The organism is Micromonospora sp. NBRC 101691 (genome assembly GCF_030269285.1).
In the GTDB taxonomy this organism is placed as follows: domain Bacteria; phylum Actinomycetota; class Actinomycetes; order Mycobacteriales; family Micromonosporaceae; genus Micromonospora; species Micromonospora echinospora.
This window is the reverse complement of the sequence record NZ_BSTB01000015.1, coordinates 135,133-150,993: the sequence shown is the minus strand read 5'-3', so window position 1 is coordinate 150,993 and position 15,861 is coordinate 135,133. Positions and strand designations below refer to the sequence as shown.

Sequence of the window (15,861 nt, the reverse complement as noted above, 5' to 3'; positions counted from 1 at the left end):
GTCAGAGGCGCCGGGCCGTCGCCGACGGAGCCCCTCGACCGGCCGTGACCGCATGAGCCATCCGGTCGAGCAGGTTCCGCCAGGGGCCGTCGGGGAACCGTTCACGCATGGAGATGCGGTTGCCGGCCAGCCTCAGCCGGACAGCAGGATCCGCCCGCCGGCCCGCCGCCAGGTAGTCCGCGAATTCGGCGGCGCTCGCGGCGGGCGCCTGCGGATCCACCCGGACCTGCACGAAGTCGCTTCCGTAGACCTCGTCGCGGGCGTCGTACGTGGTGGACGCGCACGGCACGTCCACCAGCGCAGCCAGGGCCGGGCCCAGACCGACGCTCTCCACGTCGGGACGGTTCGGGGTGAAGAACACCCCGCCCTGACTGTCGGCACACACCCGCAGCAGGTCCGCCTCGTCCAGCAGCCACCGCCCGTCCTGGCCGCGCCCGCTCGCCAGAGGAACACCGTCGAGGAACCGGACGTCGTCGCCGACCCCTTCTGCCGCCACTGCGGCCATCACCTCCTCGGTGTACTCGGGGTCCTCGCCCAGGCTGCCGAAGACCAACAGGTACGGGACGGGCTCGTCGCGTCCGACGCAGACGTCCCGCACGGCGGCCAGCAGCCGCACCGCGACCTCCACCCCCTTGACCCGGAACATCCGCACCGGGCACAGCACCACCGGACGGCCGTCGGCCAGTCCGTGCTGGGCCAGAAACTCGCGGTGCCGGGTGCTCGTCCCGGCCGGCACCGTGGGGAGTACGTTCGGCACGAGTTCCGGACGCAGGCCGGTCGGATAGCCGGCGCCTTCCTCGACCAGGGCCGGCGACACGACAGCCCACCGGTGCAGGCGTGGGTCGTTCGGTACCGGAGTGAACTCGTTCGGCGCCCGTGGATAGACCCGGGAGGAGCCCTCGTGAACGGCGTAACTGGCGAAGAGGTCATGGTCCCAGAACAGGACCCCGCCCGGCCGGCCCGCCCCCCACCTCCGCTCGGCGGCCCGGTGCAGGGCCAGGGTGACCGGCACCGCGTCGGACAGGGTCATGTTCACCGCACACACCCAGTCCACGTCGTGCCGCTCCCACCAGTCCAGGAAGTGCCGCTCGTAGGGGCCCGCGAGGACGTCGATCCGGTCCCGCAGCCGTGCGCGCTCGGCGGTCGAAAGCTGCTCGGGGGCAGCCACCGCGACGCGGATGGCGGTCAGTTCCTCGGCCACCCCGGCGCCGTCACCGAGCGGGGTGGCGTCCGTGACGTCCAGCCAGGGCGGGCTGACCGTGGAGGCTGCGCCACGTGGATAGAACGCAGGCTTGTCCGGCCGCCAGGAGTAGCCGAGGTCGGCCGGGATCGGGGTGGACAACACTCCGGCCGCGTCGGCCAGGTCGACCACGTTACGGAAGACCGTCAACAGGCCGCTGACCGGCAGCCCGTCGCCACACACCAGGGCCATTCTCATCGCGGCCGTCCCGACGCCATGCTGAAGGCCCTCTGGTGCTGGGCCGTATCACTGGGATGGCCGTGGTGGTGTTCGCTGATGTGCTCGACAGTCAGCCGGGCGCTGCCGCGCCGGGCCGGGTCGACGCAGAGGTGACATCGGTGTGCCAGTGCATACAGGGCATTCACCGGAGTCTTCGTACCCCACTTCGCCGACATGTACGCACGGTGCGCGATCCCTTGCGGCCGGCGAAGCCTGCCCGTCCCACCAGCACGCTCTTCTCCGAATCGTCACCGAAACGTGGCGGACGCCTTCTGGCCGGCGTCCCCGCCACGCGGAGGGGCGACCCGTCGGCGACCCACCCACGGAGCAGTCCCGAGCAGCCCGACCGGGCCACCTCGGGGGCAGCCCTGAGGTAACCGGTGCCGACGGAAGAGTTGTCGGTGGTCGGACCTAGAGTTCAGGCATGAGCGCCTGGCCCCCGGCCGGTCCCACCCCCGTCGCCTCGCGGCCGACCAGTGGCCGGATCGAACTGCCCGACCATCTGGTGCCGTTGCTGACCGGATCGCCACACCTCAACGTGTTCGGGCCGACCAGACCATGGGTGCCGCCCGAGGGGTGGCTCGACGACACCCGTGCACGACTGATGGCCATCGCCTCACGCGAAGGACTCACCGACCTGCCCGCCCGGGCCCCGCGCCTCAAATCCGGCACGTCCATGGCGGTCGAGGAGGTGAAGTGGTTGGCGCAGGGCTCGCTCGGTGCGTCCACGAGCGCGTCGGGCTCGCTGTGGCGGCTCGGTGACCTCCTGGTCACCGAGCACCTGCAGTCGCCCGTGACTCCGACGACAGACCCGGAGGCGACCTGGCAGACCCAGGTCGTGCCGTCCCCGCCCGGACGCCTCTACGCGGACTCCGACAGTCCGGAGCGCCGGGAACGCATCCTCCGCTACTACCGGGACTGCCTCGAGGTCCTGGTCGAGGCGCCACCGTTCGCGGACCGCGGGCACGCACTGGCCGCGCTGTACGCCCGGATAGCCGAGGATCCGGCGCTGCGGGAACAGCACCGGACGGGGTCGAGGCAGCAACTCGCCACCCTGTGGCGATCGAGCCTGCTCGGTGACGCGGAGCGCGCCGCCCTGCCCGACTACGCCGGACCAGCCGACTACCTTTCCTGGACCCTGACCGGCCTCCACGCCATTCACCAGCGGTTGGTGGACACCGTGGGCGACGAGGCCGGCAGCTTCGACGAGTTGGTCGCCGCCATGCTGCTGAAGCTCGGCAAGCCGGTGCCCGCGGTCATCGCCACGACCGGTTTGGGCCAGGACGGTTACCACGAGATCCTCCGCGCGTTCCAGCTACTCAAGCCCAGCTTCGACTACGAGGCCTGGTACAAGGGCGTGTTCGCGTGGCTGGACCGCGCGATCATCGCGGGCGAGGCGGAGACCGCGCGCATCTGGGTGGGACTGGAGTGGAGCTGCGCCACCGCGCTGAACGGCTGGCCGGACCCGCACAAGGACGTGAAGAGCGGTCTCTTCTTCTGCCTGAGGTACCTGCGTGGCCTGCGCACGCTCGGCCAGCCGCGGCCCGCCGTCATCAACCCGCTCGTGTCCGCCCTCGCCGATGCTCCGAAACCGGCGCGGCCCGCCCCCGCCCTACCCCGGCCGGCCCGGCCCGACGGTGTCCCGAGCGATTACGCGGAGCGGGTTGCCGTGAGCCTCCTCGACGACATGGTCGGGCTGTCCCCGGTCAAGCAACGCGTCGCCCGGCTGAGCGCTGAGGCCAGGGTCGAGGCGTTGCGCCGCGAGGCCGGGCTGCCGCCGGCCCGCAACCGGCGGCACATGGTGTTCGCGGGAAATCCCGGTACCGGCAAGACCACCATCGCCACGATCATCGGCCAGATCTATGCCTCGTACGGCGTGCTGACCTCCGGGCACCTGGTCGAGGTGGCCAGGGCGGAGCTGCTCGACGGCGCCAAGGTGACCGCTGCCGTACGCAACGCGGTCGGCGGCATCTTGCTGATCAACATCGGCCGGGCGATCCAGGAGAGCGCTGCCTCGCGCGAGGCTGTCGCCACGCTGGCCAGGATGATCGAGGAGCACCGCGAGAACCTCGTCGTCATCATCGCCGGTCATCCCAAGGAGGTCGCGGACTTCCTGTCCAGCGAGGCCGGCCTGGCGGCGCGGTTCCCGAACACCTTCAACTTCGTCGACTTCACCGACGACGAGATGGTGCGGCTCTTCGACCTGGAGGCCAAAGCGTCAGGATTCACGCCCGCCGACGGCGTACTCGACCGGGTCCGGAACCTGGTCACGCGGATGCCGCGCGCTGCCGGCTTCGACAACGCCTGGGTGGTCCGCAACCTCGTCGACGAGTCCGCGTCGCACCAGGCGCTGCGGATCAGCCGGTCGGCCACACCCACGGTCGAGCAGTTGGCCGAACTGTTGGTCGAGGACATCACGGCACCGGCGTCGGTCGTGCTCGCGCCCGCCCACAAGGGCGACCCGATGGCGGAACTGGACGCGCTCATCGGGCTACGCGACGTCAAGGCGCAGGTGCGGCTGCTGGTCGCGGAGGCTCGGGCGGAGAGCCTGCGGACCCGGGCCGGGCTCGTGGTGGGCGGAGGATCCCGGCACATGGTGTTCGTCGGCAATCCGGGCACCGCGAAGACCACCGTGGCTCGGATGATCGCCCGGATCTACGCCGATCTCGGGCTGCTCGGTTCCGGTCATCTGGTCGAGGTCACCAGGGCAGACCTGATCGGTCAGTACATCGGGCAAACCGCTCCACGCGTCCACGCGGCGTTCGAGCGGGCACTCGGTGGTGTGCTCTTCATCGACGAGGCGTACTCGTTGTCGATGTCCGACTCGCCGCGGGACTACGGTCACGAGGCGATCGCCACGCTGCTCAAGCTGATGGAGGACCATCGCGACGACCTGGTGGTGATCGCGGCCGGGTACGACCATGAGATGCGGCGGTTCCTCGACGCGAACAGCGGTCTGGCCTCTCGTTTCCCGAAGGTCCTCGAGTTCCCCGACTACAACCTCGACGAACTGGTGCAGATCTTCACCGTGCTCGCCGACGACGCCGGCTACCAACTCGCCGACAACGTACGGGACCGGGTGCGCACGGCGCTGGTCCGCCTCTCCCGAGGGCCGTCGTTCGGCAACGGCCGTACGGTGCGCAACCTGCTGGAGGCGACCATCGCCAAACAGGCATCCCGGATCATCGAGCTGACCGACGCGCCAGCGGAGGTCATTCGGAAGCTGCTGGCGGAGGATCTGCCGACCGAATTCGGCGACCACGACAAGCCGCCCGCGATCGGCCAGTATCTGTGATCGTCAGGGCTCGGGTGCGGCCACGCGGGGTCCCGAGCTTGCAGTTTCCGTCCTTCCGGTCCCGGCGTTCATGATTGGCGACCGGAGATCGAAGCAGCGCACGTTGCGAACATGTCGGAGGTGGGCGACGCGAGGATCACGGCCGGCCTGGCGGAGGCTCTGAACCGGGACCGAATGAGGCACCTCCGGACGAGTCCCCATCGCCTGGACCAAAAATGCTGCGCTGGGGCGGGCTCAGATCATTGTTCTTGTGCTTCCGCCAGGCCTCCACCGCCCGACTTGCCGCGATCAGAAGGAAGGCGGCGGTTTCGAAAAGAGCCATCCCATCATCCCCCTGCGACGACCAAAGTGGATTCAGCATAGCCGTCGAACCGGGCTCGACTCGCCATGCTTTCCTTTGATGACGCTTTGGAGAAACGGGAGCAAAAGCCCAATGGGCGGCCTCAGACGCAATCCCGCCGAAGCCCGGTAGCGAAGCACTCGGGCGCCGGGCGACGTCCCGAGCGGGAGCGGGGACTCAGCGGGCGGGAACCGGCTCGGGCAACGGCTGCCGCTCCCGCCTGATCAGCCCGTAGACCCACGAGCCGCGTCATTGTCGACCGTTACCGCGCGAGCATCACCGCTCGCTACGGTGGGTAGGCCCCGCAGCACTCGAAGTTCCGGGTTCATGGTTGGTACCGTGATGCAGGACTCGCGTCAACGTAACTCACGAGAGGGCAGCCATGGCCCGGACCGTCCCCGCGAACGCATCATCCCCCGGTGTGTCCGGGGCCGGTCACGACGGGCGCGCCGTGGAACTGCCGGGGACCGCGTCCGGCTCGGAGTCGCTGCTGGAACGGGCCTTCACCGAGGCGCTGGAACGCGCCGACGACAACGACGACGTCACCATGCGGGTTCTCGATGCCGCCTACGAGCAGTTCTGCCGCATGGGCGTCCGACGGTCCACCATGGAGGACGTGGCCCGGCGGGCCGGCGTCTCCCGGATCACGGCGTACCGCCGGTTCGCCACCAAGGACAGGCTGGTCGAGCAGGTGGTACGCCGGGAGTTCCGCCGGTACTTCGACCAGTTTCTCGTCGACATCCAACAGGCCGCGAGCGTCGGTGACCGGGTGGTGCTGGGCTTCGTCAGCGCCCTGCAGGCCATCCGCCGTAACCCGCTGATCGGGGGGCTGATGACCGCCGAACCGGACGTGATCATCCCCTCGATGATCAGCGACGGCGGACGGACGTTGGCCACGGTACAACGGTTCGTCGCCGGCCAACTCCGCCGCGAACAACACGCCGGCAACATCTCCGAGACGGTGGACGTCGAGGTGGTGGCCGAACTGATGACGCGACTGTCCTGTTCCTTCCTGCTCACTCCCAGCCACGTCGTCGATCTCGACGACACCGAACAGCTGCGCGCCGTGGCCCGAAGGTTCCTCGTACCCATGCTGGAGTACCGCTCACAGGCCGAGTGACCGGCCGATCACCTCCTTCATGATCTCCGTGGTGCCGCCGTAGATCGTCTGGACGCGGGCGTCCAGATACGCCTTGGCCACCGGGTACTCGCGCATGTAGCCGTAGCCGCCGTGCAACTGTAGGCAACGGTCGACGGTCCGGTGCTGCAACTCGGTGCACCACCATTTCGCCATCGCCGCCGTCTCCGCCGTGAGGGCCGGCTCGACCAGGCACTGGTCGACGAAGACCCGGCCGAGGCGCAGTTCGGTGGCGAGTTCGGCCAGCACGAACCGGTTGTGCTGAAACGTGCCGATGGGTCGGCCGAAGGCCTGGCGCTGCTTGCAGTAGTCCAGGGTCTGCTCGAACACCGCCTCGGCACCGGCGAGCGCCGCGACGGCGATCGACAGCCGCTCGAAGGGAAGGTTGCGCATCAGGTAGGCGAAGCCCTCGCCCTCCACGCCGAGGAGATTGGCGGCCGGCACCCGGACGTCGGCGAAGAACAGTTCGGCGGTGTCCTGCGCCTTCTGCCCGATCTTGTCGAGGTTGCGGCCCCGCTCGAAGCCGGCCATGCCCCGCTCGACCACCAGCAGACTGATCCCCCGGTGCCCCGCTGCCGGGTCGGTACGGGCCACGACGATGACCACGTCGGCCAGGATGCCGTTGCTGATGAAGGTCTTCTGCCCGTTGAGGACGTAGCTGTCCCCGTCGCGCACCGCGGTGGTCGTGATTCCCTGCAGGTCGCTGCCGGCGCCCGGTTCGGACATGGCGATCGCGGTGATGATGTCGCCGGAGCAGAAACCCGGCAGCCACCGCTGCTTCTGCTCGTCGTTGGTCAGGTCGGTCAGGTACGGCCCGATGATGTCGTTGTGCAGGCCGAACGCCGGGCCGCTCGCGCCCGCCCGGGCCAGTTCCTCGGTGAGGACGGCGCTGAAGCGCCGGTCCGTCACCCCGCCGCCGCCGTACCGTTCGTCGACGGAGAAGCCCAGCAGGCCGGCAGCGCCGGCAGCCCGCCACACGCTGCGGTCGACGATGCCCTCGGCTTCCCAGCGGTCATGGTGCGGTGCGATCTCCTTGTCGATGAAGGCGCGTACGAGTTCGGTGAACGCGAGGTGGTCGGCGGAGAAGATGGTGCGGTCCACCATGTGCGTCAGCTCCTTCTGCACAGGTTCCTACTGGGCCATGTCCTTGAGGGTGGCGATGAGACGCCGCGGTTCGGAACCCAGCGGCGTGACGTTGAGGATCGTGACGCCGGCGTCGCGATAGGCCTGGACGCGGTCCCGAACGTAGCTCTCCGGCCCGATGAGGCTGGTGCGTTCCAGTAGCTCCGCCGGCACCGCGGCAGCTGCCTCCGTCTTGCGGCCAGCCAGGTAGAGGTCCTGGATGCGGTCCGCCTCGGCGGCGTAGCCGTAGCGGCCCAGCAGGTCGTGGTAGAAGTTGCGGCCCTTGGCGCCCATACCGCCGACGTACAGGGCGATCAGCGGCCGGGCGAGGTCGCGCAGGCCGGTCACGTCCGGGCCGATGGCCAGCGGACCGCCGGCCACGATCTCGAGCGGCCCGAGATCGCCGGGCCGCTTGGCCCGGCCGGCCGCCAACGCGGCACCCCAGACATCGGCCGCGCGCTCGGGGTCGAAGAGGAACGGCAGCCACCCGTCGGCGATCTCGGCGGTCATCCGTACGTTCTTGTCACCCAGGCTCGCCACGTGGATCGGGATGCGGTCGCGGACCGGGTGGGTGAGGATCTTCAGCGGTTTACCGAGGCCGGTGCCCTCCCCGGCGGGCAGCGGCAGCTGGTAGATGCCGTCATGGACCAGCGTCTCGCGTCGCCACACCTGCCGGCAGACCCGGATCACCTCGCGGGTCCGGGTGAGCGGCCGGTCGTAGGCGACGCCGTGCCATCCCTCGATCACCTGCGGTCCTGACGCGCCCAGGCCGAGGATGGCGCGGCCGCCCGAGATCGCGTCCAGGCCGGCCGCGGTCTGTGCCAGCAGCGCCGGGGTGCGGGAGTAGATGGGCAGGATGGCCGAGCCGATCTGCATCCGGGTCGTCTTCGCGGCGAGGTAGCCCATGATGGTCGGCGCGTCGAAGCCGTAGGCCTCCGACACCCAGACCACGTCGAGGCCGTCCTGCTCCCAGGTGGCCACGGCGTCCGCGCCGCTCCTGGGGTCCGTGGCATAGGCCAGCGGTGTCGCGATACGCATCAGCGGGCTCCCTGTGTCTGACTGACAGCGCCGTTGTCCAGCCACTGTCGGAGGTGTGCGCCGAGACCCCACTCGGTGAGCACGGTCTCGGTGTCGGCGCCCGGTACGGGCGGGCTGCCGCCGATCACCCCCGGTGTCCGCGACAGGCGGGGTGCCACCGCCGGCTGCCGAAGGCCGAAGTGCTCCTCGAACGTCGCACGCGCCACCAGGTGCGGATGGTGCTGCGCCTCGGCGAGCGACAGCACCGGCGCCACGCAGGCGTCGGTGCCCTCGAACACGGTGGTCCACTCGTCGCGGGTGCGACCGGCGAAGACCTCCGCGAAACGCGCGCGGAGCACCGGCCAGCCGGCGACGTCGTGCTGGGCCGGCAGGTCCGCGTCGGCCAGCCCGAGCAGCCGCAGCAGCTCGGCGTAGAACCGGGGTTCCAGTGCGCCGACCGCCATGTGCCCGCCGTCGGCGGTCGCGTAGACGTCGTAGAACGGCGCTCCGCCGTCGAGCAGGTTGCGGCCACGCTCGGGTCGCCAGGCGCCGTCGGCGAGGAGACCGGCGAACATCGTGGTGAGGTGGGCCGTACCGTCGACGATGGCGGCGTCGACGACCTGCCCCCGGCCGGTGGTCCCGGCCACGTGCAGCGCCGCCAGACAGCCGACGACGAGGTAGAGCGCGCCACCACCGAAGTCACCGACGAGGTTGAGCGGGATCTGGGGCGGCCCGTCCGGGCGGCCGATCGGGTGGAGGGCCCCGGCGACGGCGATGTAGCCGATGTCGTGACCGGCGGCGCGGGCCAGTGGCCCCTGCTGTCCCCACCCGGTCATCCGTCCGTAGACGAGGCCCGGGTTGCGCTCCAGCGCGACCTGTGGCCCGATGCCCAGCCGTTCGGCCACCCCGGGACGCCAGCCCTCGATCACGATCGCGGCCCGCTCGGCCAGTCCGAGGACCACCTCGGCCCCGTCGGGATGCTTCAGGTCCACGACGACCGACCGCTTGCCCCGGTTGAGCAGGTCCCGCCCCGGGTCGCCGGCCGACAGCGCGCCCGGCTCCGGGCGGTCGATCCGGACGACGTCGGCCCCCAGGTCGGCCAGGAGCATCGCCGCGAACGGGCCCGGGCCGATCCCGGCGAGCTCCAGGACCCGGACCCCGGCCAGCGGGCCGCTCATGCGCCGGCCCGCGCGGCGAAGCGGGGAGCACGCCCCTCGAGTTGGCTGGCGAGTGCCTCACCGAAGTCGGCCCCGGCGAGGGATGCGGCCATGAGCCGACCGGCGTCGGCGGTCGCCTGGGCGGCTCCGGTCTCCAGGCCCGACCACACCTGCTGCCGGATCACCGCCATGGAGGCCGGCGAGCAGTGCGCGGCGAGAGCGGCGGCATAGGCTTGTGCCTCGGCCAGCACCTCGTCGCGTGGGAGCACCCGTTGCACCAGTCCGATCCGGTACGCCTCCGCCGCGTCGATCTTGCGGCCGGACACCAGCAGATCCAGCGCGTTGCCCACGCCGACCAGCCGGGGCAGTAGCCAGGCGCTGCCGTACTCGGCGATGAGGCCGAGCCGGCTGAACGCGGTGGCCAGGCGTGCCTGCGCCGACAGGAACCGCACGTCGGCATAGAGGGCGTGGACCAGGCCGAGGCCTGCGGCACCGCCGTTGACCGCCGCGACGATCGGCGTTCCCAGTGTCATCGGCAGATGTGGCGCGAAGCCGAACTCGTCCATGAGCCGGTCGCGGTGGCGCTCGTCGAGCAGCGCCTGCAGCGCCTCCGGGTCGGCGCCCGCGCAGAACCAGTCGCCCGCGCCGGTCACCACGATCGCCCGCACCTGCGGATCCGCGTCGGCGGCCCGCAGTGCCGCGTAGTAGTCGCGGAACATGTCCAGCGTCATGGTGTTCCGCCGGTCGGGCCGGTCGAACCAGATCGTACGGACTCCGGCGCGGGTGGCGGCCCGCAGGCCACAACCGGCCGGTTCGGCCTCAGGCACAGACAAGCTCATCGGCGCATCCCTCGTGACATCTGATATTTGATACTCTCACCGGGTGGCGGCGCGAAGCAAGATCCAGGACGTTTCTCATCCTCAACTGTCCGAGACGGTGGCGAGCCTGCTGCGCGACCGGATCATGTCCGGCCAGCTGCGCCCCGGTGAGCGGATCCGGCTCGAGGAGGTCGCCCAGGAGACCGGGCTGAGTATCACGCCGGTGCGGGAGGCCCTGCTGATGCTGCGCGCGGAGGACATGGTCGAGCTGCAGCCCCGCCGCGGTCACGTGGTCGCGCCGCTGTCCCGACAGGACATCATGGACATGTTCGGCCTGCAGGGCGACATCGCCGGCGAGCTCGCCGCCCGGGTCGCCGTCAGCATCACGCCGGACCAGCTCGACGACCTGCGGCAGCAGCACGAGCGGCTGCGTCGGGCCGCCCAGGCCCGGCAGATCAGCCGGGTCGAGCAGCTCGAGTTCGAGTTCCACCGCACGATCAACCGGCTGGCCGACGCGCGCAAGCTGTCCTGGATGCTGCGGACCGCGACGCGCTACACGCCGTCGCGGTTCTACGCGGCCAACCCGGAGTGGCGGGCGGGCATGATCGCCGATCACGAGGCCCTGCTCGGCGCGCTCGAGGCCCACGACCCGGTCGCCGTCCGGCCGGTCATGGCCCGCCACTTCACCGACGGTGCCGAACGGTTGATCAAGCATCTCGACGGTCTGGGGGTGTGGAGCGGGTGAGTCACCGGCGACCATGACGCCACTTGAACATCGCCAACGAGGCCCGCATGGCGGAAGCGGCCGGCTGCAACGTCATCACGTCGATCGGCGGCCGGAACCGCTGCCACGTGACCGACCGCGGCCGGCTGAACTCGCGCAGGCCGTCCGCGCCGTGGACCCGTCCGAACCCCGAGTCGCCGACACCGCCGAAGGGCAGTGACGGCACGCCGGCGTACCCGAGCACCGAGTTGACCGACACCGCACCCGCCCGCAGCCGGGCGGCGAGCGCCAGTCCACGACGGCGGTGTCCCGTGAAGATCGAGCCGGAGAGCCCGTAGGTGGTCGCGTTCGTCCGGCGCAGCGCCTCGTCGGCGTCGGTCACCGGATTGACCACCAGCACCGGCCCGAACGTCTCGTCGGTGACCGCCGTGCTGTCCTCGGGCACCTCGGCCAGCAGGACCGGCTCGACGAACGGGGACCGCACCGAACTCGCGTCGCCGACCACCGCCCGGGCGCCCCGGTCGATCGCGTCGGTGATGTGGCTCAGCACGATGCCGGGCTGGGCCGGCGTGCTCATCGGCCCGTACGGCGCATCCGGCTCGGCACCCGGCCGGACCTGCCGTACCAGATCGGCCAGTTTGGCCAGGAACGGCTCGTACACGGCCTGTTCGACGTAGACGCGCTCGACTCCGGCGCAGGTCTGCCCGGCGTTGCCCAGGCCGCCGAACACGGCCGCCCGGGCAGCCGCGTCGAGGTCGGCGTCGGCCGTGACGATGAGCGCGTCCTTGCCGCCGCCCTCGATCACGACGGGGGTCAGGCTCTCGGCGCAGGCGGCCATGACCGCACGCCCCGTCGCGGCCGATCCGGTGAACGCGATCTTGTCGACCGCGGCGCGGCACAGCGCGGCCCCGGTCGTGCCGTCACCGGTGACGACCTGGAGGACCGGCCGGTCGGGAAGCAGTTCGCTCCAGCGCTGCGCCAGCCACACACCGACGCCGGAGGTGAACTCGCTGGGCTTGAACACCACCGCGTTGCCGGCCGCCAGCGCATGGGAGATCGCCCCCATCGGCGTGTAGACGGGGTAGTTCCACGGGCCGATCACACCGACGACGCCGTACGGCACGTACTCCACCGAGCTGGCCTGGTTGAACGCGAGCAGGCCGGAGGAGACCGCCCGCCGTCGCAGCACCCGCCGGGCGTGTCGGGCGGCCCAGTCCAGGTGCTCGACGGCGAGCATCACCTCCAGCTGGGCCCCCGCGACCGACTTGCCGGTCTCGCTCCGGACGAGGTCGGCCAGTTCGTCGATGCGGCTCGCGACGAGTGTCTTGTACGCGAGCAGATGACGTCGACGTTGCCGGGCGTCCAGACCGGCCCACCAGTGTGCGGCGTCGCGCGCGTGCTGGACGGCGGTGCGGACCGCGGCTTCGTCGGCTATGACGTGGTCGGCGCGGGACTCGCCGGTTATCGGGTCGACGACGTGGAGCCGGCGGGGGTGCTCGACGAGGGACGTCATCGGCGGCCTCCTGACATTTGATATTCGATAGTCTAGCCTTGCTGTCAATCCCCGTTGTGACGCTGGAGGTGCAGCAGTGGAATGGAGCGACGAGCAACGATCACTTGTCGCGGCCGTGCAGGACTTCTGCCGCCGCGAGGCCGGAACCCGTGAGCAGCGGCAGAAACTGACCAACGGCGGGCGGGAGACCCACAGCCCGGAGCTGTACCGCAAGATGGCCGACCTCGGCTGGCTGGGCCTGTCGCTGCCGGAGGAGTTCGACGGCGGCGGCGCGGGCATGGTGGAGCTGTGCCTCTTCCTGGAGGAGACCGCCAGATCGATGGCGCCGATCGGCGGCTTCACCACGTCGATCATCGTCGCCGCCACCTACGAGCGCTTCGGTTCGCCGGAGCAGAAGAAGCTCATCCTGGGTGGGGTGGCCCGCGGGGTCGTCGAGGCGGTCGCGATGTCCGAACCCGAGGCCGGCTCGGACGTGGCCAACCTGAGCTGCCGCGCCGAACGCCGGGACGACGGATTCGTCATCAACGGCCAGAAGACCTGGTGTTCCAACGCCCATCTCGCCGAGCACATCCTGCTGGTCGCCCGCACGTCGGGCCGGGCCGGCGACCACGACGGCCTGACCATGTTCCTGGTCCCCGCCACGGCACCCGGCCTGACCATCTCCGGTATCGAGACCATGGGCGGCCGCGAGGTCAACGACCTCTACTTCGCCGACTGCGTGCTGCCCGCCGACGCCGTGGTCGGCCAGGTCGACCACGGCTGGCGGCAGTTGATGGCCGGGCTCAACATGGAACGGCTGATCCTCGCCACCGCGATGCTCGGCACCGCGCAGCGCGCGTTCGACGACGTCGTGGACTACGTCAAGAACCGGCGCCAGTTCCGCCGGCCGATCGGGTCGTTCCAGGTGATCCGGCACCGCCTGGCTGACCTGGCCACCGAGATCGAGTGCGCCCGGCTACTCGTCTACCACACCGCCGCCCAGGTCGACCGGTCGCCGGAGACCGTGCTGCCCCGGGAGAGCTCGATGGCGAAACTGAAGGCCACCGAGACCGCCCGCCGGGTCGCCCTCGACGCGATGCAGATGATGGGCGGTTACGGGTACGCGACCGAGTTCGACATGGAGCGACTGGTCCGCTCCTCGGTCGTGTCCACCGTCTACGGCGGCACCAGCGAGATCCAGCGCGAGATCATCGCGAAGACCTACGGGCTGTCCGACCAGTTGCGGTGACGCCGGTCGGCGGACCTGTTCGTCGCCCGGATGCTCCCCGGCCGGTGAGTGCGTCGCACACTCGCCGGCCGTACCGCGCCCCCGCCCATCCCGAACGGAGAGACCATGGAACTGTCCGCCCGGCAGCGCGCCGCCCTGGAGAGCATCTGCGACACGTTCGCACCCGGGGACCGCGACCTTCCCTCGGCCAGTCAACTCGGCGCAGTCGACATCATGGCCGCGCTGGTCCTACACAACCCGCGCACCGCCGAGGTCCGGCAGTTCCTCCGGCTGCTGGACGTGTGGGACTCCCCCGCCACCCAGCTGATCCTCGGCGGAGGCGCACGACGGTTCTCCCGGCAGACCCAGCAGGGCCGCGAGCAGATGCTGCTCGCCCTGGCCGGGTCGGGCGTCACCCGCAAGCGGGCGCTCTTCCAGGCGCTCAAGGGTGCCGCCACCCTCTCCTACTACATGGCACCCGGACCGACCGGTCACTCGCCGCTGTGGCACGCCATCGGCTACCCCGGCCCGCTCGGCACCAGGACCGACGCCCCCGAGCCGGCGCTGGCTCCGATCCGCCTGTCCGCGGCGACCACCCTGGACTGCGACGTCGTGATCGTCGGGTCGGGTGCCGGCGGCGGCACCGCCGCGGCCGTCCTCGCCGGCCACGGACTGGACGTGATCGTCGTGGAGAAGGGCGGGTACTACGACGACCGGGACTTCGACGGCGGGGAACTGTCCGGACTGTCGCGGCTCTACGCCCCGGGCCCTTCGGCCACTGCCGAGGGCCAGCTGAGCATTCTCCAGGGACAGTGCCTCGGTGGCGGCACCGTCGTCAACTACACCACGTCGTTCCGCACCCCGCCCCGCGTACGCGAGGAGTGGGCCGCGCTGGGCGTGCCGCAGTTCGCCACGGACGAGTACGACCGTTGCCTCGACGCGGTGTGGTCCCGGCTCGGGGTCAACCGCGACCACGGCCGGATCTCGTCCCGCGACGCGCTCATGGAGCGCGGCCTGACCAAGCTCGGCTGGCACGTCGACGAGATGCCCCGCAACGTCGACGGCTGCGACACCGGCATCGAGTGCGGGCGGTGCGGCCTGGGGTGCCGCATCGGTGCCAAGCGGTCCGCGACCAAGACCTGGCTCGTCGACGCCCAGCGGTCAGCCGCGCGACTCGTCGTCGACGTCGACGTCCGGACGGTCACCGTGAAGGCGGGACGGGCGACCGGCGTCGTCGGCCACACGGCCGACGGTCACCCGGTGACCATCCACGCCCGCGCCGTGGTCGCCGCGGCCGGCAGCGTGCAGACGCCGGCCCTGCTACGCCGCTCCGGCCTCACCAACCCGAACATCGGCCGGCACCTCCACCTGCACCCGGCCACCGGCGTCTGGGGTGTGTTCGACGAGGAGGTCCGACCGTGGGAGGGCGGGATGCAGACCCGGTACTCCACCGAACACGCCGATCTCGACGGCCGCGGCTACGGCGTCATCTACGAGACCGCCGCCACCAACCCGGCCACCGCCGTGTCCTTCATGAGCTGGACGGGCGCCCGGACCCACCTGGAGCGGATGCGGTCGCTGCCGAACCTCAGCGGGGTCGGCGTCATCACCCGCGACCGCGACAGCGGACAGGTCAGGGTCGGCAGCGACGGTGAGCCGGTGGTGCACTACCGCCTGTCCGCCTACGACGCCGCCCACATGAGGGCCGGGATCGGGGGCGCCGCCCGTATCGTCGAGGCGGCCGGCGCCCGCAAGCTGTTCTCCGGACACCAGCGCGGCAGGATCTGGGAACGCGGCAAGGGCTCCATCGACGACTTCATCCGCTACACGGACACCCTGGGGACCGCGCCCGGCCAGGTGGCGATGGCCGCCCTGCACATCATGGGCGCGGCCCGCATGGGCGGCAGCGCGGCGACGTCGGTCGCCGGGCCGGACGGTGCCACGTGGGAGGTGCCGAACCTGGTGCTCGCCGACGCGTCCACCTTCCCGGCGTCGTTGGGCGTCAACCCGATGATCTCCGTCGAGGCCATCGCGTACATGAACGCCCAACGCCTCGCCGCCGGACTCTGAC

At 70.8% G+C, this 15,861-nt stretch carries 11 protein-coding genes; 5 read left to right on the top strand and 6 right to left on the bottom strand.

Annotated elements, in window-relative coordinates; translation table 11 throughout:
* Position 1: 1 nt before the first annotated feature.
* A complete protein-coding gene (locus QSK20_RS22155) occupies positions 2 to 1,438 on the bottom strand; it encodes a glycosyltransferase family protein (protein WP_285790516.1) in 1,437 nt (478 codons plus the stop codon).
* Between the two features lie 445 nt (positions 1,439 to 1,883).
* Between QSK20_RS22155 and QSK20_RS22150 the strand changes: the two genes are divergently transcribed.
* A complete protein-coding gene (locus tag QSK20_RS22150; protein ID WP_285790515.1) occupies positions 1,884 to 4,754 on the top strand; it encodes an AAA family ATPase in 2,871 nt (956 codons plus the stop codon).
* A 761-nt stretch (positions 4,755 to 5,515) separates the two neighbouring features.
* Complete coding sequence (locus QSK20_RS22145) at positions 5,516 to 6,214, top strand: TetR/AcrR family transcriptional regulator (protein WP_285790514.1); 699 nt, start codon at positions 5,516 to 5,518, stop codon at positions 6,212 to 6,214.
* On the opposite strand, the gene QSK20_RS22140 is transcribed toward QSK20_RS22145, so the two are convergent.
* Genes QSK20_RS22140 through QSK20_RS22125 form a run of 4 tightly spaced genes read right to left on the bottom strand, consistent with a single transcriptional unit; the run spans position 6,200 to position 10,367 of the window.
* Positions 6,200 to 7,333, bottom strand: coding sequence for an acyl-CoA dehydrogenase family protein (locus QSK20_RS22140; RefSeq protein ID WP_285790549.1), 1,134 nt, complete (start codon positions 7,331 to 7,333; stop codon positions 6,200 to 6,202). The two genes, QSK20_RS22145 and QSK20_RS22140, sit on opposite strands and share 15 nt — an antisense overlap.
* Before the next feature lie 30 nt (positions 7,334 to 7,363).
* The gene (locus QSK20_RS22135) at positions 7,364 to 8,392 is read right to left on the bottom strand and encodes an LLM class F420-dependent oxidoreductase (RefSeq protein WP_285790513.1); all 1,029 of its coding nucleotides are present in this window, start codon (positions 8,390 to 8,392) and stop codon (positions 7,364 to 7,366) included.
* Positions 8,392 to 9,549, bottom strand: coding sequence for a CaiB/BaiF CoA transferase family protein (locus QSK20_RS22130; protein ID WP_285790512.1), 1,158 nt, complete (start codon positions 9,547 to 9,549; stop codon positions 8,392 to 8,394). The genes QSK20_RS22135 and QSK20_RS22130 overlap by 1 nt, the downstream gene beginning before the upstream one ends.
* Positions 9,546 to 10,367 carry an enoyl-CoA hydratase-related protein gene (locus QSK20_RS22125; RefSeq protein WP_285790511.1) on the bottom strand — a complete coding sequence of 274 codons (822 nt, stop codon included), beginning with the start codon at positions 10,365 to 10,367 and terminating at the stop codon, positions 9,546 to 9,548. Before QSK20_RS22125 ends, QSK20_RS22130 begins: the two co-directional genes overlap by 4 nt.
* Before the next feature lie 43 nt (positions 10,368 to 10,410).
* Between QSK20_RS22125 and QSK20_RS22120 the strand changes: the two genes are divergently transcribed.
* Positions 10,411 to 11,091 (top strand): GntR family transcriptional regulator, encoded by a 681-nt coding sequence (locus tag QSK20_RS22120; protein WP_285790510.1) that lies wholly within the window; start codon positions 10,411 to 10,413, stop codon positions 11,089 to 11,091.
* Between the two features lies 1 nt (position 11,092).
* Here the strand turns inward: QSK20_RS22120 and QSK20_RS22115 are convergent, their stop codons facing one another.
* Positions 11,093 to 12,583: an aldehyde dehydrogenase family protein gene (locus QSK20_RS22115; protein ID WP_285790509.1), complete on the bottom strand. Its 1,491-nt coding sequence runs from the start codon at positions 12,581 to 12,583 to the stop codon at positions 11,093 to 11,095.
* 76 nt (positions 12,584 to 12,659) lie between these two features.
* Between QSK20_RS22115 and QSK20_RS22110 the strand changes: the two genes are divergently transcribed.
* Together QSK20_RS22110 and QSK20_RS22105 are read left to right on the top strand one after the other, a co-directional pair.
* Entirely contained in the window at positions 12,660 to 13,811 is a 1,152-nt protein-coding gene (locus tag QSK20_RS22110) for an acyl-CoA dehydrogenase family protein (protein ID WP_285790508.1), read from the top strand.
* 105 nt (positions 13,812 to 13,916) lie between these two features.
* The gene (locus QSK20_RS22105) at positions 13,917 to 15,860 is read left to right on the top strand and encodes a GMC family oxidoreductase N-terminal domain-containing protein (protein ID WP_285790507.1); all 1,944 of its coding nucleotides are present in this window, start codon (positions 13,917 to 13,919) and stop codon (positions 15,858 to 15,860) included.
* The last annotated feature ends 1 nt before the right edge of the window (position 15,861 follow it).